Below are 25,551 nucleotides of genomic sequence, written 5' to 3' on the forward strand. Positions count from 1 at the left end.
GGCTCAGTACAGGGCGGCGAGGCCGCGGGCCCGGGCGTTGCGCAGCGCGGTGAACACGTGGGAACGGATGAGGTCGGCCGCGGGATCGGGCATCCCCAGGAAGCGCAGCGACCACTCGTGCAGGCTGTCCGGGCGGGGGCGGCGGCGGATCACGGCGACCTCGGCGACCAGCTCCTCGGAGCGGAGGTCGAGCCGGCAGGTCAGCGTCTGGGACCGCTTGGGCCAGGGGACGTGCGTGCCGAGGTCGCCGTTGGGCCGGAACACGCAGAGCATGCCGCCCTCGCTGAGGTCGAGCGTGCTGCCGGTGAGCTCGGTCCGGTCCCAGGCGATCGAGACGGACAGGCCGATCGGTGCGCGGACGGCGTCCCGGCGCTGGATGCGGGTGGCCGGTCCGGTGATCCGCAACCGCCAGGTGGAGTCGTCGGTCAGGTCGACGGCCTCGGCGCTGACCGAGCGGAGCCCGTCGTCGGCCTGCCAGGACAGCTCCAGCAGGTCCCGCTCGACGAAGCGGACGGCCTCCCCGGTGCTGGTGCGCGGCGGGGACACGTGCAGGAAGTTGGCCGTCTCCCGGCGGACCCGGCTGGTGAGGGCCTGGTCCCGACCGAGCGGCAGCACGCTGAGCGCGGCGGTGCCGGACGGGTGGTCCACGTTCGGTCGACCCGCGACCATGCGGTTCCCCCGGTTCCTGGTGTTCGTCGTCGCGCTGTGCTGGTTGTCGTGCCCATCTTGTGCCCGGCTCAGGCCGAGGGGCAGCGCACCGCACCCCTAGGAGTGAGCGCGACCGGCGAGCTCCTGACCGTGGACGGGTCGGTTGTGCACGATCTGGCGTTCGGACCGCGCCCGACCGGCCGCGATCGGGCTGCCGGTACCCTCGTGCCCGTGCCAGTGGTGGTCGTCGACGTCGTCCTGAAGCCAGAGATCTCCGATCCCCAGGGGCAGGCGGTGCTCGGCGCCCTGGGCCGACTGGGGCACTCCGGCGTCCGCAGCGTCCGGCAGGGCAAGCACTTCGTCCTGGACGTCGAGGGCGAGCCCGACGAGGCCGAGCTGCGGGAGATCGCCGAGACCCTGCTGGCCAACCCCGTCATCGAAGACGTCGAGCTGCACCTCCCCACCGACTGAGGACCTGACTTGCGCATCGGTGTCATCACCTTCCCGGGCTCCCTGGACGACGTCGACGCCGCGCGTGCGGTCCGGCTCGCCGGCGCAGAGCCCGTCTCCCTCTGGCACGGCGAGCACGACCTGAAGGACGTCGACGCCGTCGTCCTGCCCGGCGGCTTCTCCTACGGCGACTACCTGCGCGCCGGTGCCATCGCGGCCCGGTCGCCGCTGGTGCGCGACGTCGTGGCCGCCGCCCGCACCGGCCTGCCGGTGCTCGGCATCTGCAACGGCTTCCAGGTGCTCTGCGAGGCCGGGCTGCTTCCCGGGGCGCTCACCCGCAACAGCCACCTGCACTTCCGCAACCGCGACCAGGCCCTCCTCGTCGAGCGCGCCGACACCGCCTGGACGTCGTCCTTCGCGCAGGGCCAGACGATCGTCGTCCCGGTGAAGAACGGTGAGGGCCGCTACGTCGCCGCCGACGCCGACCTCGACCGGCTCGAGGGCGAGGGGCGGGTCGTCGTCCGCTACACCGGCGGCAACCCCAACGGCAGCTCGCGCGACATCGCCGGCGTCACCAGTGCCGACGGCCGGGTCGTCGGGCTGATGCCGCACCCGGAGCACGCGGTCGAGGACCTCACCGGGCCCTCGACGGACGGGCTGGGCTTCTTCGTCAGCGTCCTGCAGGCCGCGGTGGCCGCGTGAGCGCCATGGACACCGTCGAGCTGGCCGCGAAGTCCCCCGAGGACCAGCAGCCGTGGGCCGAGCTCGGTCTCAAGGACGACGAGTACGCCCGGATCCGCGAGATCCTCGGCCGCCGGCCCACCACCGCCGAGCTGGCGATGTACTCGGTGATGTGGAGCGAGCACTGCTCCTACAAGTCCTCCAAGGTGCACCTGCGCCGGTTCGGGGACCTGCCTCAGAGCGACGCCCTGCTGGTCGGCATGGGCGAGAACGCCGGCGTCGTCGACGTCGGCGACGGCTGGGCGGTCACCTTCAAGGTCGAGTCGCACAACCACCCCAGCTACGTCGAGCCCTACCAGGGTGCGGCCACCGGGGTCGGCGGCATCGTCCGGGACATCCTCACCATGGGCGCCCGCCCGGTCGCCGTCATGGACTCGCTGCGCTTCGGCGCGGCCGACGCCCCCGACACCGCCCGGGTGCTGCCCGGCGTGGTCGCCGGCGTCGGCGGCTACGGCAACTGCCTGGGCCTGCCCAACATCGGCGGCGAGCTGTTGTTCGACGACTGCTACGCCGGCAACCCGCTGGTCAACGCGCTGTGCGTGGGTGTGATGAAGCACTCCGACGTCCGGCTGGCCAAGGCCGAGGGCGCCGGCAACAAGGTGGTCCTCTTCGGCGCGCGCACCGGTGGCGACGGCATCGGCGGGGTCTCGGTGCTGGCCAGCGAGACGTTCGACGACTCCGCGGACGGACGACGGGGCCCGGCCAAGCGCCCGGCGGTGCAGGTCGGTGACCCGTTCACCGAGAAGCTGCTCATCGAGGCCTGCCTGGAGATCTTCGCCGCCGACCTGGTGACCGGGATCCAGGACCTCGGCGGCGCCGGCATCTCCTGCGCCACCAGCGAGCTGGCCGCGGCCGGCTCCGGGGGCATGGCGATCGACCTGGACGCCGTCCCGCTGCGCGACTCCACGCTCACCCCCGCCGAGATCCTGATGAGCGAGTCGCAGGAGCGGATGTGCGCGATCGTCGAGCCGGGCAAGGTGGAGGAGTTCCTGGCCGTCTGCGCCAGGTGGGACGTGCTGGCCACCGTCATCGGTGAGGTCACCGACGGCGACCGGCTCACCATCGACTGGCACGGCGAGCGGATCGTCGACGTCCCGCCGCGCACCGTCGCGCTGGAGGGCCCGGTCTACGAGCGGCCGATGAGCCGCCCGGCCGACCTGGACGCGCTGCAGGCCGACGCCCCGCCGTCGTCCTCGGCCGACCTGCGCGCCGACTGGCTCGCGGTGGTCTCCAGCCCCGACGGCGCGGACAAGACCTGGGTCACCGAGCAGTACGACCGCTACGTGCGCGGCAACACCGTGCTCGCCCAGCCCGAGGACGCCGGGGTGCTGCGGATCGACGAGCAGAGCAACCGCGGCATCGCGCTGGCGCTGGACGGCAACGCCCGCTACGCCCGGCTGGACCCCTACACGGGCACCCAGCTGAACCTGGCCGAGGCCTACCGCAACGTCGCCGTCTCCGGTGCCCGGCCGCTCGCGGTCACCAACTGCCTGAACTTCGGCTCGCCGGAGGAGCCCGAGGTCATGTGGCAGTTCGCCGAGGCCGTCCGCGGCCTGGCCGACGGCTGCCGCGCGCTGGGCCTGCCGGTCACCGGTGGCAACGTCAGCCTCTACAACCAGACCGGCGAGACGGCGATCAACCCGACCCCGGTCATCGGCGTCCTCGGGGTGCACGCCGACGTCACCCGCCGGGTGCCCACGGGCTGGCGGGCCGACGGAGAGACGGTGCTGCTGCTCGGCGAGACCCGCCCGGAGTTCGGCGGGTCGGCGTGGGCCGGTGTCGTGCACGGGCACCTGGGTGGGCTGCCGCCGGCGCTGGACCTGGCCGCGGAGCAGGCGCTGGCCGAGCTGATGGTCGGGCTGGCGGCCGACGGTCTGGTCAGCTCGGCGCACGACCTCGCCGACGGCGGCCTGGCCCAGGCGCTGACCGAGTGCGCGCTGCGGTACGGCATCGGGGCGCAGCTGCGGGTCGAGGGCGACCCCACCGCGGCCCTGTTCGCCGAGTCCGGGGCGCGCGCCGTCGTCACCACCGCCGACGCGACCGCGGTGCGTGCCGCGGCCGAGGCGGCCGGCGTGCCGGTCACCGAGCTCGGGACGACAGGTGGCGCGGCACTCGCGCTCGACGGCCTGCTCGAGCTGCCGCTGGCCGAGCTGCGCGAGGCGTGGACGGCGACCCTGCCGGCGCTGTTCGGCAGCCCGGAGATCGCGGTCGGCACCGTTCCCGCGGGCACCGTCCCGACCAGCTGATGGCCGGCACCGCCCCGATCCCGGCCGAGGAACTACAGGCCGTGGTCGCGGCGGTGCGGCCGTGGTTGGCGGGGGAGGCCGAGCAGCCGCCGCGCGCCGTCCTGAGCGCGGCGGTGAAGACCTCGGCCCGCTGGCTGTCGCAGCAGGTGCCCGGCCGCTCGGTGGAGCTGCGGGTGCCGCCGTTCGTCGCCGTCCAGTGCGTGCCCGGGCCGCGGCACACCCGCGGCACCCCGCCCAACGTCATCGAGACCGACGCAGCGACCTGGCTGCGGCTGGCCACCGGCGCGCTGTCCTGGGCCGAGGCGGTGGCCGAGGGGAGGGTCATCGCCAGCGGCAACCGCGCCGACCTCTCGGGGATCCTGCCGCTGGGCCCGCTCCGGCGTTGACCATGGGCGTCTGGTCCCGCGCCGCGCCGCCGTCCGGCGTGTCCCGGGCAGGACGCCCATGATCGACAGCTGGGCCGGCCACGGACGACAGCGCCCCCTCTGCTCGATGAGCAGAGGGGGCGCCGTCGGTGGTGCGGGGGATCAGCCGGTGAACAGCTTCGAGGCCGTGCTGATCGTCTGGTAGAGGCCGTAGGCCAGCGGCAGGCCCACCAGGGTCCAGGCGAAGGCGATCAGACCGACGGGCGTGTGCGTGGTCTGCGGCGGGGTCGCGGAGGTGCCGTGCGCGGTGCTCATCGCGTGGTGCTCGCTTCCGGGGTCGGGTCGGAGAAGAGGGCGTCGGCCGTCGGCTCGTGGAACCTGCTGGCCACGGGGCGGACCAGCAGGTTGGCGACGAAGCCCACGGCGAGCAGGCCGACCATGATGAACAGCGCGGGACGGTAGTCGCCGGCCACGAGCTCGCCGGGGGTGCCCTGGGTGTCCAGGACCCGGTTGACGATCAGCGGACCGGCCACACCGGCGGCCGCCCAGGCGGTCAGCAGCCGGCCGTGGATGGCGCCGACCTGGTAGGTGCCGAAGAGGTCGCGCAGGTAGGCGGGCGCGGTTGCGAACCCGCCGCCGTAGAAGCTGATGATCAGCGCGGCGAGGATGACGAACAGCCAGGTGGCGGTGCTGCCGACGGTCGCCAGCAGCACGTACAGCACCAGGCCGACGCCCAGGTAGACCATGTAGATGGGCTTGCGGCCGATGAAGTCCGACGTGGAGGACCAGACGAACCGGCCGCCCATGTTGAACAGCGACAGCAGCCCGACGAAACCGGCGGCCGCGGTCACGGCGACCGTGGAGGTGCCGTTCTCGCGGAAGAAGTCCTGGATCATCGGGCTGGCCTGCTCGAGGATGCCGATGCCGGCGGTCACGTTGCAGAACAGCACGATCCACAGCAGCCAGAACTGCGGGGTCTTGATCGCGTTGGCGGCCGAGACGCTGTTGGTGGTGACCAGCGACTTCGCCTTGACCGTCGAGGGGTCGAAGCCGGCGGGCTTCCAGCCCTCGGCCGGGACGCGGACGATGAAGGCGCCGAACATCATGAAGACCAGGTAGACCAGGCCGAGGGTGACGAACAGCTTGGCGACGGCGTCACCGCTGGCGACCGTGGCGGCGGTGCCGTCGTAGGCCGGGTCGTACCAGCCCATCAGCTGGCGGGACAGCGGGGTCGCGATCAGCGCGCCACCACCGAAGCCCATGATCGCCATGCCGGTGGCCAGACCCGGGCGGTCCGGGAACCACTTGATCAGCGTGGAGACCGGCGAGATGTAGCCGATGCCCAGGCCGATGCCGCCGATGACGCCGTAGCCCAGGTAGAGCAGCCACAGCTGGTCGGTGGCGATGCCCGCCGCGCCGACCAGGAAGCCGACCGACCAGAAGCAGGCCGAGACGAACATCGCGGCGCGCGGCCCGTTGCGGTCCACCCAGGTGCCGAACAGCGCGGCGGAGAGGCCGAGCATCACGATGGCAATCGAGAAGACGATGCCGATGGCGGTCAGGCTGGAGTCGAAGTCCGCGACCAGCGCGGTCTTGTAGACGCTGGTCGCGTACGCCTGGCCGATGCACAGGTGGACGGCGAGCGCCGCCGGCGGGATGAGCCACCGGTTGAAGCCAGGGCGCGCGACGATGCGCTCCCGGGCCAGGAAGCTGGGTACTGCCACGGAACGGACCTCCGAGGAACGTGGACGGTGCGACCGGGCGGACGCGACCTGGCCACCACCTGGGGATCAGCTGTGTCCCAGGCGCGGCCGGACGGACCGTACGTCGCCGGGTGGCGTCCCGCCGCCCGAGGACCCCCCATCCGGGGGGTTCCGAGACCCTTTCGTTGCAGGGCGCCTCGTCGCGGGGGCCGGCTCCCCCGGTGCGGGAGGGACGCGCGCCCGCCGGCGACCGTCCTTAGGGTGGGGGCATGCCGTACGAGGTCAAGGGCGTCGTCGCCCTCAGCAAGGGTGCTCCGGTCACGATCGAGACGGTCCTGGTCCCCGACCCGGGTCCGGGTGAGGCGGTCGTGGACGTGCAGGCCTGCGGGGTCTGCCACACCGACCTGCACTACCGCGAGGGTGGGATCAACGACGAGTTCCCGTTCCTGCTCGGCCACGAGGCCGCCGGTGTGGTCTCCGCGGTCGGCGAGGGCGTCACGAACGTCGCGGTCGGGGACTACGTGGTGCTGAACTGGCGGGCGGTGTGCGGGCAGTGCCGCGCCTGCACCGCCGGCAAGCCCTGGTACTGCTTCAACACCCACAACGCCGCGCAGAAGATGACGCTGGCCGACGGCACCGAGCTGTCCGCGGCGCTGGGCATCGGCGCGTTCGTGGAGAAGACGCTGGTCCACTCCGGGCAGTGCACCAAGGTCGACCCGGCCGCCCCGCCGACCGCGGCCGGGCTGCTGGGCTGCGGCGTGATGGCCGGCGTCGGCGCGGCGATCAACACCGGCGGGGTCACCCGCGGCAACTCCGTGGCCGTGTTCGGCTGCGGCGGCGTCGGGGACGCGGCGATCGCCGGGTCGAAGCTGGCCGGCGCGACCACGATCATCGCCGTCGACATCGACGACCGGAAGCTGGAGTGGGCCCGCGGCATGGGCGCCACCCACACGGTCAACTCGAAGGAGACCGACCCGGTCGAGGCGGTCAAGGCCCTCACCGGTGGCTTCGGCGTCGACGTCGCGATCGACGCGGTCGGCCACCCGGCGGTGTTCGAGCAGGCCTTCTACTCCCGGGACCTGGCCGGCACCGTGGTCCTGGTGGGCGTGCCGAACCCGACGATGGAGATCACCCTGCCGATGATCGAGGTGTTCGGCCGCGGCGGTGCGCTGAAGTCCTCCTGGTACGGCGACTGCCTGCCCAGCCGGGACTTCCCGATGCTCATCGACCTGTACCTGCAGGGCCGCTTCGACCTCGACGCGTTCGTCTCCGAGACGATCTCCCTGGACGCGGTGGAGCAGGCCTTCGAGAAGATGCACGCCGGTGAGGTCCTGCGCTCCGTGGTCGTCTTCTGATGACGGCGCGGATCGACAAGGTCGTCATCAGCGGGGTGTTCAGCCTGGACGGGCAGGACTTCGACGTCGACAACAACGTCTGGCTGGTCGGCGACGACGACGAGGTGGTCGTCATCGACGCCCCGCACGACGCGGCGCCCATCGTCGAGGCGGTGGCCGGGCGGAAGGTGCGGGCGATCGTGCTCACCCACGGGCACAACGACCACATCACCGCCGCGGTCGCCCTGCGGGACGCCGTCGACGCCCCGATCTGGTTCCACCCCGCGGACCGCATGCTCTGGGACGTCGTGCACCCCGACGCGAGCCCGGACGCCGAGCTCGCCGACCACGCCAGGTTCCGGGTGGCCGGCACCTCGCTGGAGGCGCTGCACACCCCGGGCCACTCGCCGGGCAGCACCTGCCTGCACGCGCCCGACCTGCGCACGGTGTTCACCGGCGACACGCTGTTCCATGGTGGACCCGGCGCGACCGGCAGGTCCTACAGCGACAAGCCCACCATCATCAGCTCGATCCGCGCCCGGCTGATGAGCCTGCACGGCGACACCGTGGTGCACACCGGCCACGGCGACGACACGACCATCAGCGCCGAGGTCGGCCACATCTCCTGAGGCATCCCGAGGGGCCATGGTGGCCACCATGGCCCCTCGGTCGTGACCAGGCAGTTCCAGACGACGTCGTCCGGTCCCGGGTGAGCGGGCCCACCCGGAGGGGGACCGCGCAGCCGGTACCCTGAGGGCGTGCCTCGCGGTGATGGACGGCTGACGCACGACCTCGATCCCCAGTCCCCTGGTCCTCAGGACGCCTGTGGCGTCTTCGGGGTCTGGGCACCGGGTGAAGAGGTCTCGAAGCTGACCTACTTCGGCCTGTACGCCCTCCAGCACCGCGGTCAGGAGGCGGCCGGCATCGCGGTGTCCGACGGCTCCTCCGTCGTGGTCTACAAGGACCTGGGCCTGGTCAGCCAGGTCTTCGACGAGGCGACGCTGGGCAGCCTGCGCGGCCACATCGCGGTCGGGCACACCCGGTACTCCACCACCGGTGCCTCCACGTGGGAGAACGCCCAGCCGACGTTCCGGACCACCGGCGCCGGCACCGGCCTGGCGCTGTGCCACAACGGCAACCTGGTGAACACCGCGGAGCTGGCCAGCGCGGCCGCCGACGAGGGCGTGGCCGGTGCGTTCGCCGCCACCACCGACTCCGACCTGGTCACCTCGCTGATCGCCGCCAAGCCGGACATGTCGGTCGAGGCCGCCGCGATGGAGGTGCTGCCGCGGCTGCGCGGGGCCTTCAGCCTCACCTTCATGGACGAGCACACCCTCTACGCCGCGCGCGACCCGCAGGGCGTCCGCCCGCTGGTCCTCGGCCGGCTGGAGCGCGGCTGGGTCATCGCCAGCGAGACCGCCGCTCTGGACATCTGCGGCGCCTCCTACGTCCGCGAGGTCGAGCCGGGCGAGCTCATCGCCATCGACGAGGACGGCCTGCGCAGCCAGCACTTCGCGCACAGCCAGCCCAAGGGCTGCGTCTTCGAGTACGTCTACCTGGCCCGGCCCGACACCACGATCTCCGGCCGCACCGTGCACGCGGCGCGGGTGGAGATCGGCCGCCGGCTGGCCAAGGAGCACCCGGTCGAGGCCGACCTGGTCATCCCGGTGCCGGAGTCCGGGACGCCGGCCGCCGTCGGGTACGCCGAGGCCTCCGGGATCCCCTACGGCCTGGGCCTGGTGAAGAACTCCTACGTGGGGCGGACGTTCATCCAGCCCAGCCAGACCATCCGGCAGCTGGGCATCCGGCTGAAGCTGAACCCGCTGCGCGACGTCATCCGCGGCAAGCGGCTGGTCGTCGTCGACGACTCGATCGTGCGCGGCAACACCCAGCGGGCGCTGATCCGGATGCTGCGTGAGTCCGGCGCGCTCGAGGTGCACGTGCGGATCGCCTCACCACCGGTGAAGTGGCCCTGCTTCTACGGCATCGACTTCGCCAGCCGTGCCGAGCTGATCGCCAACGGCCTGGACCTCGACGGGGTGCGCGCCTCGATCAACGCCGACTCGCTGGGCTACGTCTCCGAGCAGGGCATGATCGCCGCGACCGAGCAGCCCGCCAACCGGCTGTGCACCGCGTGCTTCTCCGGGCAGTACCCGATCCCGCTGGGCGAGCCCGAGGTGCTGGGCAAGCACGTGCTCGAGGGCATCGGCCGCCGGGCGATCGGGGACCCGCAGGTCGCCGTCAGCGGCTGGACCGGCCAGCAGGCCGGCAGCGCCACGGTGCCGGGGGGCGCGGCGGACGCGCTGGCGCGTCCGTGAGCGAGTTCACCTACGCGTCCTCCGGCGTCGACATCGACGCGGGGGAGCGCGCGGTCGCCCTGATGCGCTCGGCCGTCGAGAAGACCAACCGCCCCGAGGTCGTCGGCGGCCTGGGCGGCTTCGCGGGGCTGTTCGCGCTCGACACAGCGAAGTACCGGAAGCCGCTGCTGGCGTCCTCCACCGACGGCGTCGGCACGAAGATCGCGCTGGCCCGGGCGCTGGACCGGCACGACACCGTCGGCATCGACCTGGTGGCCATGGTCGTCGACGACCTGGTGGCCTGCGGTGCGGAGCCGCTGTTCCTGCAGGACTACGTCGCCTGCGGGCGGGTGGTGCCCGAGCGGATCGCCGCCATCGTCACCGGGATCGCCGCCGGGTGCACCCAGGCCGGGGCCGCGCTGGTCGGCGGTGAGACCGCCGAGCACGGTGACCTGATGGGCGCCGACGAGTACGACCTGGCCGCCACCGCGGTCGGGGTCGTCGAGGCCGACGCCGTCCTCGGGCCCGAGCGGGTCCGCGGGGGCGACGTGGTGATCGCGATGGCGTCCTCGGGCTTCCACTCCAACGGCTACTCGCTGGTGCGCCGGGTCCTCGACCGCGCCGGCCTGGACCTCACGGCCACCCCGGCCGGCCTGGACCGCCCGCTGGGCGACGCGCTGCTCGAGCCGACCCGGATCTACGCCCGGGACTGCCTGGCGCTGGTCGACCAGTTGGGCGTCGGGTCGGTGCACGCCTTCGCACACATCACGGGCGGCGGGCTGGCCGGCAACACGGTGCGCGTCGTCCCGGCGGGGCTCGAGGCCGTGCTGGACCGCAGCACCTGGGTGCTGCCGGCCGCCGTCCGGCTGCTCGAGGAGCACGGTGTGCCGCGGACCGAGTCCGAGCGCGCCTTCAACTGCGGCGTCGGCATGGTGGCCGCGGTCGCCGCCGACCAGGCCGATCGCGCGGTGGCGCTGCTCACCGCACGCGGTGTGCCGTCCTGGGTGGCCGGGACGCTCGCCCCGGTCGACGGCGAGGCCTCGGCCCGGTTGGTCGGCTCCTACCGCTGAACAAGGACCCCGTCCTCCTCACCCCTCGCACGCTCGGGGCGAGCCTCTGGACGGGGCCCGACCCTTGCCCCCCACCACTCCTTGAAGGACCACGTCCTCCTCATCCCTCGCAAGCTCGGGACGAGCCTCGAGACGAGGCCTGAGTGGGTCCCTGCGAGGGGGCCGTTCCAGCACGTCGCCGGGCTCGGGGTGAGCCTCTGGACGGGGCCGGGCAGCACGAGGACACCGCTGCCCGGTGAGAGGCGGCGGTGTCCTCGCGGAACGAGTGCTGAGCCGGACGGCTCAACAGGTCAACGGCTGGCAGCCCAGTCGTCGTCCTCGTCGTCCGGTGACCAACTCCCGGCCAACGGTTCGTCGTCGTCGTCGTCCTTGGGTCCCCGGGTGGGGAAGGACGACGGTTGACCTGCGAGCTCACGCTGAAGGGCCGTGAGGTCGGTGTTGGGTGAGCTGTACTTGAGCTCACGGGCCACGCGTGTCTGCTTGGCCTTCGCTCGGCCGCGCCCCATGGCTCGACCCCCTCGTGACGGAGTGCGGGTCGTCCAGCACTGGGCTGGACGGCCCGTGTGGCGACCCCGACTGAGTGACTGTGTCCTTGAGCGAGCTTACGACACGGATGGGACACGGGCACGCATCGCGTCCCCGAGCCCCCTCGTCGGGAGGTGTCGGGTGACCGGCACCGCACCCCTGAGCGGGCTCGGAGGACCTCAGCGGGGCAGTCGGATGGTCGCCAGCCGGCCCACCGAGCGCATCCGCTCCTCGGCCAGCCGGTCCGCGGCGACGGCGGGGGACACGCCCTCGGTCCGCGCCGCGTCGAAGACCCGCAGCGCGACGTCGAAGATCGTGGTGGCCTTCGACTCGGCCCGGGCGAAGGAGAAGCCGTGCCGCTCGTCCTCGACCTGGATGACCCCGCCGGCGTTCACCAGGTAGTCGGGGGCGTACAGGATGCCGCGGTCCTCGAGCAGCTGGGCGGTGCCCTCGTGGGCCAGCTGGTTGTTCGCGCCGCCGCAGACGATCTCAGCGGGCAGGACGGCGACGGTCTCGTCGTCGAGCGCACCCCCCAGGGCGCACGGGGCGTAGACGTCGTGCGGGGTGCGGACCAGCGTGGCGGTGTCGGCGACCGCGCGCGCCGAGGGGTGCCGGGCCAGCAGCCGGTCGACGGCGGCGGCGTCCACGTCGGTCACGACGACGTCGGCGCCGTCGGTGACCAGCCGGTCGACCAGGTGCGAGCCGACCTTGCCCACGCCGGCGACGGCGACCGTGCGTCCGGCGAGCGTGGGCTTGCCCCAGCGGTGCTCCGCGGCGGCGCGCATCCCCTGGTAGACGCCGAACGCGGTGAGCACCGAGGAGTCACCGCAGCCGCCGTACACCTCCGACCGGCCGTGGGCGAAGCGCGTCTCACGGGCCACCACGTCCAGGTCGGCGTTGTAGGTGCCGACGTCGCAGGCCGTCAGGTACCGGCCGCCGAGCGCCTCGACGAACCGGCCGTAGGCGCGCAGCAGCGCCTCGGTCTTGTCGGTGCGCGGGTCGCCGATGATGACCGCCTTGCCGCCACCGAGGTCGAGCCCGGCGAGGCTGTTCTTGTAGGCCATCGCCCGGGACAGCGCCAGCGCATCGGCGACCGCGGCGTCCTCCGAGGCGTAGGGGAAGAAGCGGGTGCCGCCGAGGGCGGGGCCCAGTGCCGTCGAGTAGACGGCGATCACCGCCCGCAGCCCCGACCCGGGGTCGGAGCAGAAGACGACCTGTTCGTGCCCTGAGGCCATCACGTCCACGCCCGGCAGCCTAGGCGGCCGGATCCGGCCGGGGGCGGCGGCGCGGGGGGCGCCCGGGAGCGCGCGGCGGTCGTCTGGCCGGCAACGAGCTGGTCTCAGCTGGGAGCCGGATGCGGGTCGGAAGCGTCCGGCCAGGCATGATCAGGGGCCGAGGACAGGCGCTGGAGCTCTCCGGTGCCGCACACTCCCCAGGGCGGACCTGCGACCAGGACCGCCCGCCGGGGGAGAACGGCGGGGCAGCGCTGCGCCGCGACACAGGAGCGACCACATTGAAGGACTGGCACACGATGGCCCGACGCACGCGGTTGCTCGCGCTCGCCCTGGCAGCCCCGCTGCTGATGAGCGCCTGCTCCACCGACGACTCCGGCGGCTCCGGGAGCGGCTCCACCTCCGGCAGCGGCGAGAGCGCCGCCGCCGACGGCGACCTGAGCTTCGCCGTGATCACCCACGGCTCGGCCGGTGACGCCTTCTGGGACGTCGTGCAGAAGGGTGCCGAGGCGGCCGGGGACGACCTCGGTGTCGGCGTGGACTACCAGAGCGACGGCGACCCGCAGCGGCAGTCGCAGCTCATCCAGGCCGCGGTGAACTCCGACGTCGACGGGATCGTGGTCTCCATGGCCAACCCCGACGCGCTGCAGGACTCGGTCGAGGCCGCGGTGTCCGCGGGCATCCCGGTGGTCACGATCAACTCCGGCGCCGACCGTTCGGCGGCGTTCGGCGCCATCGGCCACGTCGGCCAGGACGAGACGATCGCCGGGCAGGGGGCCGGCCAGCGGCTGGCCCAGGACGGCGCCAAGAACGTGCTCTGCGTGGTGCACGAGGCCGGCAACATCGGCCTGGAGCAGCGCTGCGCGGGCGCCTCGCAGGGGCTGGGCAGCAACGTGAAGCTGCTGCAGGTCGACATCAACGACCTGCAGGCGGCGCAGTCGACGATCACCTCGCAGCTGCAGAGCGACCCGTCGATCGACGGCGTCCTCACGCTGAACTCGGCGGTCGCCTCGGTCGCCGCCTCGGCCGCCTCCGACGCGGGCTCGGACGCCGAGATCGCCACGTTCGACCTCAACGGCGACGTGATCGCCGCGATCCAGGACGGCTCGGTCGCCTTCGCCGTCGACCAGCAGCAGTACGAGCAGGGCTACCTGCCGATCGTGATGCTCAAGCTCTACGCGCAGAACCTGAACACCGTGGGCGGTGGCCAGCCGGTGCTGACCGGCCCGGGCATCGTGGACTCCGCCAACGTCGACGCAATCGCCGATCTCGCCTCCTCCGGCACCCGCTGAGCCGGTCGGAGCGGACGTGAGTGCCACCCAGCAGGCGCCGGTGAGCCGGCCGGCGCGCGCCGACGAGCGCGTCGCCGCCGTCGGGCTGTGGCGCCGGCTGCTGGTCAAGCCCGAGCTTGGCTCGCTGATCGGCGCCGTCGTCATCCTGGCGTTCTTCTCCGTCCAGTCCAGCGTCTTCCGCTCCCTCGGCGGGGTGGCGAACTGGCTGGACGTCGCCTCGACGCTGGGGATCATGGCGGTCGCGGTCGCGCTGCTGATGATCGGCGGGCACTTCGACCTGTCCGCCGGCGTCATGACCGGCACGACGGCGCTCACGGTCGGGATCGTGGCGACCCAGCTGGACCAGAACATCTGGGTCGCCATCGCCGTCTCGCTGGTGCTCGCGCTGGCGATCGGCTTCCTCAACGGCTGGCTGGTCACCCGGACCGGGCTGCCCAGCTTCATCATCACGCTCGGCACGTTCCTCATGCTGCAGGGCCTCAACCTGGGCCTGACCAAGCTGTTCACCGGCACGGTCATCGTCCGCGGGATCGCCGACGCGCCCGGCTACCACTCGGCGGAGCTGCTGCTGGCCTCCACGATCAGCGTCTTCGGGCAGCCGTTCCGGGTGGCTGTCGTGTGGTGGCTGCTGGCCACCGCCGTCGCCAGCTGGGTGCTGCTGCGCACCCGGTTCGGCAACTGGGTGTTCGCCACCGGCGGTGACGAGGTGGCCAGCCGCAACGTCGGCGTCCCGGCCGCCCGGACGACGATCACGCTGTTCATGACCACCGCGGCCGCGGCCTGGCTGGTCGGCTCGATCACCGCCGTCCGGCTGACCTCGGTGCAGGCCAACACCGGCACCGGGCAGGAGCTGATCTACATCGTCGCGGCGGTCATCGGCGGCTGCCTGCTCACCGGCGGGTTCGGCTCGGCGATCGGCGCGGCGCTCGGCGCGCTGGTCTTCGGCATGACCCAGCAGGGGATCGTCTACCTCAACTGGGACGCCGACTGGTTCTACTTCTTCCTCGGGGCGATGCTGCTGCTCGCAGTGCTGTCCAACCGGCTGGTGCGGCGCTACGCCGAGGCGGCCCGCCGATGAGCACCGCGGCCGGGGACCGGCCCGACGCGCCGCTGCTGGAGCTGCGCGGGATCGGCAAGGACTTCGGCTCGGTCATCGCGCTGGACGACATCTCCACCACGGTGCGGGCCGGTCAGGTGACCTGCGTGCTCGGCGACAACGGTGCGGGCAAGTCGACGCTGATCAAGGTGCTGTCCGGCGTGCACAAGCCCACCCGCGGCGAGCTGCTGCTGGACGGGCAGCCGGTGAGCTTCGGGGCGCCGCGCGAGGCGCTGGACGCCGGCGTCGCCACCGTCTTCCAGGACCTGGCGATGATCCCGCTGATGGCGATCTGGCGGAACTTCTTCCTCGGCTCGGAGCCGACGACCGGCTGGGGTCCGTTCCGGCGGTTCGACAGCGCGACGGCCAAGGAGGTCACCCGCCGGGAGCTGTCCGCGATGGGGATCGACATCCGGGACCCCGACCAGCCGGTGGGCACGCTGTCCGGCGGTGAGCGGCAGTCGGTGGCGATCGCGCGGGCGGTCCACTTCGGCGCCCGGGTGCTCATCCTGGACGAGCCGACGTCCGCCCTCGGGGTCAAGCAGGCGGGGGTGGTGCTGCGCTACATCGCGCAGGCCCGCGACCGCGGGCTCGGCGTCGTCTTCATCACCCACAACCCGCACCACGCCCACCCGGTGGGCGACCGGTTCCTGCTGCTCAACCGCGGCCGCAGCATGGGCGACTTCGCCAAGGGGGAGTTGAGTCGCGAGCAGCTGACCGGGATGATGGCCGGCGGTGACGAGCTCACAGAGCTGGCCGAGGAGCTGGAACGCCCCTCCGGTCGCTGACGGTGTTGTGGTCCTTGCGGCGCGTGTTGGCTTTGTGACTGGTGGGGGAGATGCGACCCTGTCCGGGCCCGATTCCTCTTCCCCAGGAGCCCCGATGTCGCAGCGACCGCTGCGCGCTGCCCCGGCGCCCGTCCGCCGCCTGCCCGGCGGGGGGGCCGGGTTGCGGCGCGCGTCCCGGCTGCGCGCCGGCGCGCTGGCGGTCCTGCTGGCCGGCGCGGTGGTCCTGACCGGAGGCGGCGTGGCATCGGCCGCGCCGGAGAACCCCACGGACTCCCAGCTCCAGGACGCCCGGGTCGCGCAGGACGCCGCAGCGGCCGAGGTCGGCCGGATCGCCGGCCTGGTGGCGGCGGCCGAGGCGCAGCTGGAGCAGGCGCAGGTCCAGGCCGAGGCGGCGGGCACGGCGTACCTGCTCGCCGAGGAGGCCCGGCAGGCCGCCGAGGCCACCGCCGAGCGGGCCGCGCTGGACCTGCAGGCGGCCGCCGACGCGGTGGCCGCGGCGCAGGCGCGGCTGACCGACTTCTCCCGCAACACGTACATGAACGGCACCACGCTCACCAGCGAGATGGCGCTGCTGGACGTCGACGGGCCGGCCGAGCTGGTGCGCAAGGCGGCGACGCTGGACTACGTCGCCGACCACCAGGTCGACGTGCTCGGCGCCTTCGAGGCGGCGCGCGTGCAGCAGGCCGCCGCGGACGCCGCTGCCCGGAGCGCCCGGGACCAGAAGGCGGCAGCCGAGGCGGCCGCGCAGGCGGCCAAGGCCGAGGCCGAGGCCCAGCTGGCCGCGCAGGAGAAGGCGGTCGCCGACGCCGCGGCCCAGAAGGCCGCGCTGGAGCAGCAGCTGCAGGCGGCCCAGGTGCGCCTGCTGGAGCTGCAGGGCGCCCGCGACGCCTACCAGGCGTGGGTCGCGCAGAAGGCGGCCGAGGAGGCCGCCGCCCGGGAGGCCGAGGAGCGGGCCCGCGCCCAGGCGGCCGCCGACGAGGCCGCCGACACCGGCGGCTCCGGGTACGTGCGGCCGGCCACCGGCCGGACCAGCAGCTGCTTCGGCGCCCGCTGGGGGGTCACCCACTACGGCGTCGACATCGCCGCCCCGATCGGCACGCCGATCTACGCCGCGACAGACGGGGTGGTGCAGCGCGCCGGCGCGGCGACCGGCTTCGGCCAGGCCGTCTACCTCCGCGGCGACGACGGCGCGGTCACCGTCTACGGGCACGTCAACCGGTACTTCGTCGCCGCCGGGGAGCGGGTCTCGGCCGGCGAGCGGATCGCCGAGGTCGGCAACCGGGGCCAGTCGACCGGCCCGCACCTGCACTTCGAGGTGCACCCCAGCGGGGCGATGTACGGCGGTCAGGTCGACCCGGTGCCGTGGCTCAAGGCCCGCGGCATCACCATCCGCGGCTGCTGACCTCACCCCCCTGTCGGGTGGTCAGCTGGTCGGCGCGAGTGTCGTCTCGGGGCAGTTGGCCGTCGCGTAGCTCGAGACGTTCGTGGTGGCCGTGGTGAGCTGCTCCTGCAGCCCCGCGGCGGCCTCCTGCAGCTGCTGCGCCGCCGTCGGGTCGGTGAAGTCGATGCCCTGGGCCGCGGTGGCCAGCTGCTGCACGCCGTCGACCAGGGTGGTCCAGTCCCCGGCGATCTCGGCCGGCGCCTGGACGTCGGCGTACTGGTCGGCCAGCTGCTGCAGGGCAGGGGCGAGCTGGGTGGGGTCGTTGCTCGCCGTCCCGACGGTCGCGTTCACCGACTGCTCCAGCGACACCGCCTGCTCGCAGAACGCGGCCGCCTCCGCACTGGTCGCGCTGGGCGACGCCGAGGAGCTGCCGGACGAGGTCGGTGCGGCGCTCGAGCTGCTGCTGCCGGACGACGCCGCCGAGGACTCCTCGTCGGAGCTCTCGCAGCCGGTGAGCAGCAGGGCGGCGGACAGGCCGGCGGTGAGCAGGAGTGCGGGTGCGCGCATGCCCTCGACGCTAGCCGCCGCTGCTCCGGCCGGACGGCGACGGCTAGCGTGCGGGAGGTGAGCGCGCCCGCGGACCCCCGCACCGGCTGGGGCCTGCCCGCCCCCGGCGCGCTGCCGCGCACGGCTGACCTGGAACCGCTGGTGTCCCGGGTGCTGGCGCCCAACGCCTCGAGCATGACCCTGGACGGCACCAACACCTACGTCGTGGGTGCGCCCGGCCGCGGCCAGGCCGTCGTGGTCGACCCCGGGCCGCCCGACGCGGGTCACCTGGCCGCGGTGGAGGCGGTGCTCGCCGCCAGGGACGCCCGGGTGGTGGCGGTGCTGGTCACCCACCACCACGGCGACCACGCGGAGGCGGCGCAGCCGTGGGGCGCGCGCTTCGGTGCCCCGGTCGGGGCCGCCACGGCGTCGGTCACCGGACCGGGCGGCCGGCTGCTCACCACCGGGGACCAGCTGCAGCTGGCCGGGACGACGATCGGCGTCGTCGGCACGCCCGGCCACACCGCCGACCACCTGGCGTTCCGGCTGGAGTCCGGGGCCGTGCTGGTCGGCGACCACGTGCTGGGGCGCGGCACGTCGGTGGTGACCCATCCCGAGGGCGACGTGGTGGCCTACCTGGAGTCGCTGCGCCGGGTGCACGACCTCGGCCCCTCGGCGCTGTACTGCGGCCACGGCCCCGAGCTCACCGTCGACCCGTCCGCCGTCCTGGACTTCTACCGGGCGCACCGGACCTACCGCGAGGAGCAGCTGGTCGGCGCCCTCGCCGCGGGGCCGCAGAGCGTGGACCAGCTGGTGGCGCAGGTCTACGCCGCCGTGCCGCGGGAGCTGTGGCCGGCGGCGGCCCAGTCGACCCGGGCCACCCTGGCCAAGCTGGTGGCCGAGGGCCGCGTCGAGCCGTGGGCCGACGACGCGGTCGCCCTGGTCGCCGGACCGTGAGCTGGGACGTCGTCGTCGTCGGCGCCGGTTCCTCCGGCTGCGCGCTCGCGGCGCGGCTGGTCGACGCCGGCCGCCGGGTGCTGCTGCTGGAGGCCGGCGCGGACCACCCGACGGCGGCGGACTTCCCGGCGTCGCTGCGGGACGCCGCCACCCTCGGCGCGGCCACCCCGGGCCACCCGGCCAACTGGACGTACACCGCGCAGCTCGCCGAGGACGTCAGCTACCCGGTCGTGCGGGGCCGGGTGCTCGGCGGGTCCAGCGCGCTCAACGGCACCTACTTCGTCCGCGGCACCCCCGCGGACTTCGACGGCTGGGCGGCCGCGGGCAACGACCTCTGGTCCGCGGCCGCGGTGCTGCCGGCCTTCTGCCGCTCGGAGGCCGACGCCGACTTCGGCGACCGCCCCGGGCACGGCGCGGACGGGCCGATGCCGGTGCGCCGCCAGCACCTGTCCCACCCGGTCACCGACGCGTTCGCCGCGGCCTGCGACGAGCTCGGCTTCCCGGCCGAGCCGGACAAGAACGCCGGCGGACCCGCCGGGCACGGTCCCGTCCCGGTCAACGTGGTCGACGGCGTGCGGGTCAACACCGCGATGGCCTACCTCGCCCCGCGGCGCTCCTCGGACCTGCTCACCGTGCGGGGCGGCACCCGGGTCACCCGGGTGGTGGTCGAGGGCGGTCGCGCCGTCGGCGTGCAGACCCCCGCCGGCGTGCTCCGCGCCGACGAGGTGGTGCTGGCCGCCGGAGCGGTCGCCTCGCCACACCTGCTGCTGCTGTCCGGGATCGGCCCGGCCGACCAGCTGCGCGCCGCCGGCGTGCCGGTGCTGGTCGACGCCCCCGGCGTCGGCGCGCAGTTCAGCGACCACCCCGACCTCTACGTCACCTGGCAGCCGAGCCAGCGGACGCCGATGCCGCGGGACCTGCTGCCCCTGGCGACGGCGCTGAACACCCCGGCCGAGGGGTCGGCGGTCGCCGACCTCGAGGTGATGCCCTGGCTCAAGCCGTTCCGCAAGGTGCTGCTGGACCGGTCGCAGGGGTCGGCCCTGGCTGGGCTGGGCGAGGCGGTGCGCCGGTCGGCCGGCACCCTGCGGGCGCTGCGCGGGGCCTCGCTGCACCGGCTGCTCGACCAGGCCCGTCGCCGCGACGACCTGTACCTGGCGGTGGCGCTGCAGCAGGAGGACAGCCGCGGCCGGCTGACCCTCACCAGCCCCGACCCGCTCGTCCAGCCCCGGATCGAGCACCGGTACCTGACCGAGGAGGCCGACCGGCGGCGGTTGCGGGAGGGCGTGCGGCTGGCCGCCGAGCTGCTGCGGACGGCGGCGTTCGCACCGCTCGTCGCCGAGCGGACCGGGTTGCCCGACGAGGTGCTGCGCGACGACCGCGAGCTGGACCGGTGGACCCGGCGGCACTTGGCGACCGCCATCCACCTCGCCGGCAGCGCCCGGATGGGCCCGGACGGCGACCCCGGTGCCGTGGTCGACCAGCACCTGCGGGTCCGCGGGGTCGAGGGGCTGCGGGTGGTGGACACCTCGGTGATGCCCCAGGTCACCTCCCGCGGGCCCGCCGCGACCGCGGTGATGATCGGCGAACGCGCGGCGGAGCTCTGGTGAGCAGACCGGGTCAGCCGGCCGGCGCGGTCCGCTCGGCGTCGGCGATGGCCAGCGAGCGGTCCAGGTAGACCGCCCGCACGGACAGCAGTTGGTGCAGCTCGGAGAGCACCCGGTCCAGCACCTGCGCCGGGTCGGCCTCCTCCGGTGCGTGCTCGGGCGACTGGGCGGCCATCTCGGCCAGCCCGGCGGCCGCCTCGGTCAGGGTGGGCCACAGGTGGCCCCACTGCCAGAACTCGTACGTGCCCAGCGGCACCCGGGCCAGCGGTGGCATGCCCAGCAGCCCGATCCCGTCCAGGCCGCGCTGGTCGGGGAGCTCACCCAGGCCCAGCAGCAGCGACTGCACCCGGTGCGTGGCGGCGAACTCCGCGGCCTCCGGGGTGCCCGGCGCGACCTCGGCGACCAGCCCCCGGCCGACGAGCGCGTCGAGCACCGTCTCCGGGTCCTCGACGCCCGCCTCGCCGGCCGCCCGGCAGAGCTGCTGCCGGGTCCACGGCGTCCGGCCCGCCTGGCCGGGCAGCCCGTGCGCCAGCGTCCAGACGTCGGCGGTGGCCTGGTCGGTCAGCAGCGGGCTGTCCCAGCCCAGCCGGACCACCCAGTACGCCGGCGGTGCGCCCCGGCGCTGGTGGAAGGGGCCCATCGCGTGGCCCAGCGGCAGCACCAGCGGTTCCTCGACGGGCATCAGCTCACCGCCCAGGTGTCCAGGCAGACGGCGTTCGGAGTGAGCAGCCGGTGCAGGTCGCTGAGCAGTGAGGTCAGCACGGCTTCCGGGTCGCTGGCCAGCGGGTCCTCGATGCCGACGCGGGCGGCCGTGGCGGCGGCACCCTCGCAGGCCCGCCACAGGCTGGTCTCCATCGTCGCCCACTCGAACAGGTCGTAGGCGGCGGCGGAGAGCACCGCGAGCGGGCGGCCGGGCAGGCCGACGGAGTAGGCGTCCGGGTTCTCCGCGGAGTTCCCCAGCCCCAGGACCAGCGGCACCATGCGGACCCGGCGGGCCAGTGTCCGGCCGCTCTCGGTGCCGGGTGCCGCCAGGGCGACCAGGCCGGTCTCCAGCAGGTGCACCAGTCGGTCAGGGGCGTCGGGGAGCCCGACCGCGCGCGCCTGGTCGGCGAGCTCGTCGGCGGTCCAGGGGCGGGGGACGTGGTCGGCCGGGCCGTGCGCCATCGCCCACACGCTGAAGTCGGTCGAGGGGAGTCGCCGCAGCTCGGCGCCCACCCGGACGTGGAACTCGTCCTCGGCGGCCCGGACCCGGATCAGCTGCCCGATCGGGTAGACCTGCAACGGGGGCGAGTCGCTGGTCATCGCCGGGAGCCTAGCGGGGGAGGCGCCGCGGTCCCCCCAGCCGGCGGGCCGGTCAGCGGAGGGCGCGGATCTGGGTGCTGGTCTGGGACAGCGGCGACCACGCGTCGGGGTGCGGCTGACCGGCGTCGACGACCCAGGAGGGCGTGCGCGCGGCCGTCGTCCTCCCGCGGGTCGCCGGGCGGGCACTGAGGTGCACGATCACGGAGAGCAGGACGAGCAGCCCCAGGAGCACGGCGGCGATGACGAAGAGCGTCGAGAGCATCACTACAAGTTAGTGGTGGGGACCGGTCCGTGTCCGGGCCGAAGGCGGGCAGATGTCACCGAAGCTGCCGGTCAGATCAGGGGAGTCTGACAGTTGACGGGGTCGCGGCGTCGTCCACCAGCCCGAACCCATGCCGGTCCCCCGCCTGAAGCCGCGGTTTCGCGCGACAAAGGACGCGTACTCGGTCGCGCGAAACCGCGGTCAGCGGTCCAGGCGGAGGCCGGTGTAGTTCTCGGCGAGCTCGCGGGCGGCGGTCTCGCTGCCGCAGACCCGGCGGAGCTGGGAGAGCTGCAGCTCGGCGTCGAAGTCGTCACCGGAGCGGTGGAACATCGAGGTCATCCACCAGGAGAAGTGGGTGCAGCGCCAGACGCGGGCCAGTGCCCGGTCGGAGTAGCTGTCGACCAGGTCGGTCTGCTTCTCGGCGAGCAGCCGGACCAGCGCCTGGGCGAGCAGGGTGACGTCGGCGGCCGCGAGGTTGAGGCCCTTGGCCCCGGTCGGCGGGACGATGTGCGCGGCGTCCCCGGCGAGGAACAGCCGGCCGCGGCGCATCGGGGCGGACACGAACGAGCGCATCGGCAGGATCGACTTCTCGGTGACCGGGCCGGTCTGCAGCTCCCAGCCGTCGAGCGCGAACCGGGTGGACAGCCCGTCCCAGATCCGGTCGTCGGACCAGTCCTCGATCTTCTCGGTGGGGTCGACCTGCAGGTAGAGCCGGGAGACCGACGGCGAGCGCATGGAGAGCAGCGCGAACCCGTCGGGGTGCCAGGCGTAGACCAGCTCGTCCTCCGACGGCGCGACGTCGGCGAGGATGCCGAGCCAGGAGAAGGGGTAGGTGCGCTCCCAGGTCCGCCCGCCGGCGGCCGTCACGACCGGGCGCGAGACGCCGTGGAAGCCGTCGGTGCCGGCGATGACGTCGCACTCGAGCACCTGCGGGTCGCCCGCGGCGTCGGTGAACCGGATCCGCGGGGAGTCGCCGTCGACGTCCTCCGGGACGACGTCGGAGACGTCGAACAGCAGCGGCGGGCCGCCGTCGAGCTGGGCCTCGATCAGGTCCTTGGTGACCTCGGTCTGGCCGTAGACCCACACCTTGCGCCCGCACAGCGCAGGGAAGTCCAGGTGGTGCCGGGTGCCGGGGTACTGCAGGTGGATGCCGTCGTGCGGCAGCCCCTCGCGCTGCAGCCGGTCGCCCACGCCGGCGTCGATCAGCGTCGACACCGTGTGCTGCTCCAGGATGCCGGCGCGGATCCGGGCCTCGACGTAGTCCCGCGAGCGGTTCTCCAGCACCACGGTGTCGATGCCCTGGAGCTGCAGGAGGCGTGAGAGGAGGAGGCCGGCAGGGCCGGCACCGATGATCCCGACCTGGGTGCGCACGGCTACGAGTGTGACCGGCAGCGACCTCCCGGTCGGCCCGTTCTTCCGGTCAGTGGAACTGCTCGGAGCGGGCGAGCTCGCGGCCGATGCCCCGCGCGGCGACCTGCAGCACGGGGGCGAGCCGGCCGACGTCGCGGCGGTGGGCCGGGACGACGATGCCCAGCGCGGCCACCACGACCGGGCCGGTGGACCGGTCGACGGTGACCGGGACGGCGACGGAGGCAGCCCCGAGGGACATCTCCTCCGCGGTGCGCGCCCAGCCGCGGCGACGCACCTCGGCGAGTTCGCGGGCCAGGACCCGCGGGTCGGAGACGGTGTGCCGGGTCTCCCGGGTGAGCTGGTGCAGGACCTGGTCGACCACGTCGTCGGGGGCCGACGCCAGCAGCACCTTGCCCACGCCGGTCGCGTGCAGCGGCAGCCGGCTGCCCACCTGGCTGACGACCGGCACCGACTCGCGGCCGGAGATCCGCTCGACGTAGAGCGCCCGCAGCCCCTCCCGGACGGCGAGGTGCACGGTGTCCCGGGTGGCGGTGTGCACGTCGAGCAGGAACGCGGAGGCGACCTGGCGGAGCTCCAGCTGCACCGGCGCGAGCAGGCCGAGGTCCCAGAGCTTGCGCCCGATCTCGTACCGGCCGTCGGGCCGGCGGGACAGCGCTCCCCAGGCGGCCAGCTCGGCGAGCAGTCGGTGGGTGGTGGTCAGCGGGGTGCCCGAGCGCACGGCGACCTCGGAGAGGGTGAGGCGTGGGTGCCGGGAGTCGAAGGCGTCGAGCACGCCGAGCGCTCGGGAGGTCACCGACCGTCCGGCCGCCGTCTGCCCACCTGCCACCGTCGTCCTGCTTTCTGACCAGCGGAAGTCATCGCTAGGGCCAGCCTACTGTCGGCCGTACGGTCCGGGCATGACCGGGACCACATCTCGCGCGCCGCGGCCGGCGTCGGACAGCGCGCTGGAACTCCCGCGCTACCTCCAGGAGCCGGAGGGCCGGCGCACCCCCGTCGCCCACGCCGACTACCGCAGCACCGCCCTGCGCGCGCCGTTGCGCACGCCCGTCGACCTCCCGCAGCGGCTGACCGAGGTCACCGGGCCGGTGCTGGGCGAGGACCGGGTCACCGCGGCCGACGCGGACCTGACCCTGCGGATGGGCGGCGAGGCCCAGGGGCAGCGGATCAACGTCTTCGGCCGGGTGCTGGACAGCGGCGGCCGCCCGGTCCCCGACACGCTCGTGGAGATCTGGCAGGCCAACGCGGCCGGCCGGTACCGGCACGTGGGCGACAACTGGCCGGCGCCGCTGGACCCGCACTTCGACGGCCTGGGCCGGGTGATGACCGACAGCCTCGGCCGGTACGAGTTCACCACCATCCAGCCCGGCGCCTACCCGTGGGGGAACCACCACAACGCCTGGCGCCCGGCGCACATCCACTTCAGCCTGTTCGGCCGTGCCTTCACCCAGCGGCTGGTCACCCAGATGTACTTCCCGGGCGACCCGCTGTTCTGGCAGGACCCGATCTTCAACGCGATCCCGCCGTCGGCCCGGCACCGCGCGATCAGCACGTTCGACCTGGACCGCACCCAGGACAACTGGGCGCTGGCCTTCCAGTGGGACATCGTGCTCCGCGGTTCGGCGCAGACGCCCTTCGAGACCGAGGACGACGGAGACGTGGCCTGAGATGACGGTTGACCATCTGTCCCAGCAGGTGAGGGGCGCGAACGAGGAGAACGACCGGCGGCCGGGCACCCCGCGGCGGGGCACGGGCTTCCTGGACGGGCCGTTCCAGCTCGGCACCACGCCCAGCGCGACGGTCGGCCCGTACCTGGCGATCGGGCTGACCTGGGCGGACGGCCCGTTCGCCGTCGCCGAGGGCACGGAGGGTGCGATCTGGCTGCGCGGCCGCGTCTTCGACGGCAACGGCGACCTGGTCCCCGACGCGATGATCGAGACCTGGCAGGCCGACCCGGACGGCCGCTTCGACCATCCCGACGCCCCGCAGGGCGAGCGGCGGCACCCCGGCTTCCGCGGCTTCGGCCGGTCGCACACCGTCGAGCCGGCGGGTGAGTACGGCATCCTCACCCTCAAGCCGGGCCGGGTCGACGACGGCGCGGGCGGGCTGCAGGCGCCGCACGTCGACGTCTCGGTGTTCGCTCGCGGGCTGCTCGACCGGGTCGTCACCCGGATCTACTTCGCCGACGAGGCCGAGGCCAACGCCGAGGACGACGTCCTGGCGGCGCTGCCCGACGACGCCTCCCGCCGGACGCTGATCGCGCAGCCGACCGACGACGGGTACGCCCTGGACATCCACCTGCAAGGGGACGACGAGACCGTCTTCTTCGCGGTGTGAGCCGGCG

General features: G+C 73.8%; 27 protein-coding genes. 16 read left to right on the forward strand and 11 right to left on the reverse strand.

Annotation, left to right across the window (positions count from 1 at the left end; translation table 11 throughout):
* Positions 1–3 precede the first annotated feature (3 nt).
* The gene (locus FHL79_RS01985) at positions 4–648 is read right to left on the reverse strand and encodes a flagellar brake protein (RefSeq protein WP_171057959.1); all 645 of its coding nucleotides are present in this window, start codon (positions 646–648) and stop codon (positions 4–6) included.
* Between the two features lie 231 nt (positions 649–879).
* Between FHL79_RS01985 and purS the strand changes: the two genes are divergently transcribed.
* Genes purS through FHL79_RS02005 form a run of 4 tightly spaced genes read left to right on the forward strand, consistent with a single transcriptional unit; the run spans position 880 to position 4,471 of the window.
* Positions 880–1,119 (forward strand): phosphoribosylformylglycinamidine synthase subunit PurS, encoded by a 240-nt coding sequence (gene purS / locus FHL79_RS01990; RefSeq protein WP_138756956.1) that lies wholly within the window; start codon positions 880–882, stop codon positions 1,117–1,119.
* Positions 1,120–1,128: 9 nt separating this feature from the next.
* Positions 1,129–1,800 (forward strand): phosphoribosylformylglycinamidine synthase subunit PurQ, encoded by a 672-nt coding sequence (gene purQ, locus FHL79_RS01995; RefSeq protein WP_138756957.1) that lies wholly within the window; start codon positions 1,129–1,131, stop codon positions 1,798–1,800.
* Positions 1,801–1,805: 5 nt separating this feature from the next.
* Positions 1,806–4,085 carry a phosphoribosylformylglycinamidine synthase subunit PurL gene (purL, locus tag FHL79_RS02000; protein ID WP_138757047.1) on the forward strand — a complete coding sequence of 760 codons (2,280 nt, stop codon included), beginning with the start codon at positions 1,806–1,808 and terminating at the stop codon, positions 4,083–4,085.
* Complete coding sequence (locus tag FHL79_RS02005; protein ID WP_138756958.1) at positions 4,085–4,471, forward strand: sterol carrier family protein; 387 nt, start codon at positions 4,085–4,087, stop codon at positions 4,469–4,471. The genes purL and FHL79_RS02005 overlap by 1 nt, the downstream gene beginning before the upstream one ends.
* Before the next feature lie 141 nt (positions 4,472–4,612).
* Here the strand turns inward: FHL79_RS02005 and FHL79_RS24905 are convergent, their stop codons facing one another.
* Together FHL79_RS24905 and FHL79_RS02010 are read right to left on the reverse strand one after the other, a co-directional pair.
* Positions 4,613–4,765 (reverse strand): MFS transporter small subunit, encoded by a 153-nt coding sequence (locus FHL79_RS24905; protein WP_171057960.1) that lies wholly within the window; start codon positions 4,763–4,765, stop codon positions 4,613–4,615.
* The gene (locus tag FHL79_RS02010; RefSeq protein WP_138756959.1) at positions 4,762–6,174 is read right to left on the reverse strand and encodes an OFA family MFS transporter; all 1,413 of its coding nucleotides are present in this window, start codon (positions 6,172–6,174) and stop codon (positions 4,762–4,764) included. The genes FHL79_RS24905 and FHL79_RS02010 overlap by 4 nt, the downstream gene beginning before the upstream one ends.
* A gap of 248 nt (positions 6,175–6,422) precedes the next feature.
* Between FHL79_RS02010 and FHL79_RS02015 the strand changes: the two genes are divergently transcribed.
* The 4 genes from FHL79_RS02015 (at position 6,423) to purM (ending at position 10,854) form a co-directional block, all read left to right on the forward strand.
* Entirely contained in the window at positions 6,423–7,508 is a 1,086-nt protein-coding gene (locus tag FHL79_RS02015; protein ID WP_138756960.1) for an S-(hydroxymethyl)mycothiol dehydrogenase, read from the forward strand.
* Entirely contained in the window at positions 7,508–8,116 is a 609-nt protein-coding gene (locus FHL79_RS02020) for an MBL fold metallo-hydrolase (protein ID WP_171057961.1), read from the forward strand. Before FHL79_RS02015 ends, FHL79_RS02020 begins: the two co-directional genes overlap by 1 nt.
* Positions 8,117–8,245: 129 nt before the next feature.
* Positions 8,246–9,805 carry an amidophosphoribosyltransferase gene (gene purF, locus FHL79_RS02025; protein ID WP_138756962.1) on the forward strand — a complete coding sequence of 520 codons (1,560 nt, stop codon included), beginning with the start codon at positions 8,246–8,248 and terminating at the stop codon, positions 9,803–9,805.
* On the forward strand, positions 9,802–10,854 hold the full coding sequence (gene purM / locus FHL79_RS02030; RefSeq protein ID WP_138756963.1) for a phosphoribosylformylglycinamidine cyclo-ligase: 1,053 nt from the start codon (positions 9,802–9,804) through the stop codon (positions 10,852–10,854). The genes purF and purM overlap by 4 nt, the downstream gene beginning before the upstream one ends.
* A 290-nt stretch (positions 10,855–11,144) precedes the next feature.
* Here the strand turns inward: purM and FHL79_RS02035 are convergent, their stop codons facing one another.
* Positions 11,145–11,360: a DUF3073 domain-containing protein gene (locus FHL79_RS02035; RefSeq protein ID WP_026847011.1), complete on the reverse strand. Its 216-nt coding sequence runs from the start codon at positions 11,358–11,360 to the stop codon at positions 11,145–11,147.
* Positions 11,361–11,558: 198 nt separating this feature from the next.
* Positions 11,559–12,614, reverse strand: a complete 1,056-nt coding sequence (locus tag FHL79_RS02040; RefSeq protein ID WP_171057969.1) for a Leu/Phe/Val dehydrogenase — start codon at positions 12,612–12,614, stop codon at positions 11,559–11,561.
* Between the two features lie 296 nt (positions 12,615–12,910).
* Here FHL79_RS02040 and FHL79_RS02045 point away from each other — a divergent pair, with 296 nt between their 5' ends.
* The 4 genes from FHL79_RS02045 to FHL79_RS26065 all read left to right on the forward strand — a co-directional run bounded on the left by FHL79_RS02045 (position 12,911) and on the right by FHL79_RS26065 (position 17,189).
* Positions 12,911–13,903, forward strand: coding sequence for a sugar ABC transporter substrate-binding protein (locus FHL79_RS02045; RefSeq protein WP_138756965.1), 993 nt, complete (start codon positions 12,911–12,913; stop codon positions 13,901–13,903).
* 16 nt (positions 13,904–13,919) lie between these two features.
* Complete coding sequence (locus FHL79_RS02050) at positions 13,920–14,981, forward strand: ABC transporter permease (RefSeq protein WP_246080242.1); 1,062 nt, start codon at positions 13,920–13,922, stop codon at positions 14,979–14,981.
* Complete coding sequence (locus FHL79_RS02055) at positions 14,978–15,787, forward strand: ATP-binding cassette domain-containing protein (protein ID WP_138756966.1); 810 nt, start codon at positions 14,978–14,980, stop codon at positions 15,785–15,787. Before FHL79_RS02050 ends, FHL79_RS02055 begins: the two co-directional genes overlap by 4 nt.
* Before the next feature lie 94 nt (positions 15,788–15,881).
* Positions 15,882–17,189, forward strand: a complete 1,308-nt coding sequence (locus FHL79_RS26065; RefSeq protein WP_138756967.1) for a M23 family metallopeptidase — start codon at positions 15,882–15,884, stop codon at positions 17,187–17,189.
* A 21-nt stretch (positions 17,190–17,210) separates the two neighbouring features.
* Here FHL79_RS26065 and FHL79_RS02065 read toward each other — a convergent pair whose 3' ends face one another.
* The gene (locus FHL79_RS02065; RefSeq protein ID WP_138756968.1) at positions 17,211–17,735 is read right to left on the reverse strand and encodes a hypothetical protein; all 525 of its coding nucleotides are present in this window, start codon (positions 17,733–17,735) and stop codon (positions 17,211–17,213) included.
* Positions 17,736–17,792: 57 nt separating this feature from the next.
* Here FHL79_RS02065 and FHL79_RS02070 point away from each other — a divergent pair, with 57 nt between their 5' ends.
* Together FHL79_RS02070 and FHL79_RS02075 are read left to right on the forward strand one after the other, a co-directional pair.
* Positions 17,793–18,671, forward strand: a complete 879-nt coding sequence (locus FHL79_RS02070; protein ID WP_138756969.1) for an MBL fold metallo-hydrolase — start codon at positions 17,793–17,795, stop codon at positions 18,669–18,671.
* The gene (locus tag FHL79_RS02075) at positions 18,668–20,278 is read left to right on the forward strand and encodes a GMC family oxidoreductase (RefSeq protein ID WP_138756970.1); all 1,611 of its coding nucleotides are present in this window, start codon (positions 18,668–18,670) and stop codon (positions 20,276–20,278) included. The genes FHL79_RS02070 and FHL79_RS02075 overlap by 4 nt, the downstream gene beginning before the upstream one ends.
* Positions 20,279–20,288: 10 nt before the next feature.
* Here FHL79_RS02075 and FHL79_RS02080 read toward each other — a convergent pair whose 3' ends face one another.
* The 5 genes from FHL79_RS02080 to FHL79_RS02100 form a co-directional block, all read right to left on the reverse strand.
* On the reverse strand, positions 20,289–20,957 hold the full coding sequence (locus FHL79_RS02080; RefSeq protein ID WP_138756971.1) for a hypothetical protein: 669 nt from the start codon (positions 20,955–20,957) through the stop codon (positions 20,289–20,291).
* Positions 20,957–21,577 carry a hypothetical protein gene (locus tag FHL79_RS02085; RefSeq protein WP_138756972.1) on the reverse strand — a complete coding sequence of 207 codons (621 nt, stop codon included), beginning with the start codon at positions 21,575–21,577 and terminating at the stop codon, positions 20,957–20,959. The genes FHL79_RS02080 and FHL79_RS02085 overlap by 1 nt, the downstream gene beginning before the upstream one ends.
* Before the next feature lie 52 nt (positions 21,578–21,629).
* Entirely contained in the window at positions 21,630–21,839 is a 210-nt protein-coding gene (locus FHL79_RS02090; protein ID WP_138756973.1) for a hypothetical protein, read from the reverse strand.
* Positions 21,840–22,040: 201 nt separating this feature from the next.
* Entirely contained in the window at positions 22,041–23,210 is a 1,170-nt protein-coding gene (locus FHL79_RS02095; protein WP_138756974.1) for a 4-hydroxybenzoate 3-monooxygenase, read from the reverse strand.
* 49 nt (positions 23,211–23,259) lie between these two features.
* The gene (locus FHL79_RS02100; RefSeq protein WP_246080244.1) at positions 23,260–24,003 is read right to left on the reverse strand and encodes an IclR family transcriptional regulator; all 744 of its coding nucleotides are present in this window, start codon (positions 24,001–24,003) and stop codon (positions 23,260–23,262) included.
* Positions 24,004–24,106: 103 nt separating this feature from the next.
* On the opposite strand from FHL79_RS02100, the gene pcaH reads away from it, so the two are divergent.
* The gene (gene pcaH, locus FHL79_RS02105; protein WP_171057962.1) at positions 24,107–24,874 is read left to right on the forward strand and encodes a protocatechuate 3,4-dioxygenase subunit beta; all 768 of its coding nucleotides are present in this window, start codon (positions 24,107–24,109) and stop codon (positions 24,872–24,874) included.
* Position 24,875: 1 nt separating this feature from the next.
* Entirely contained in the window at positions 24,876–25,544 is a 669-nt protein-coding gene (gene pcaG, locus FHL79_RS02110; protein ID WP_138756976.1) for a protocatechuate 3,4-dioxygenase subunit alpha, read from the forward strand.
* Positions 25,545–25,551: the final 7 nt, after the last annotated feature.

Origin of the sequence: Modestobacter altitudinis, from assembly GCF_005930475.1 — a bacterium.
Classification (GTDB): domain Bacteria; phylum Actinomycetota; class Actinomycetes; order Mycobacteriales; family Geodermatophilaceae; genus Modestobacter; species Modestobacter altitudinis.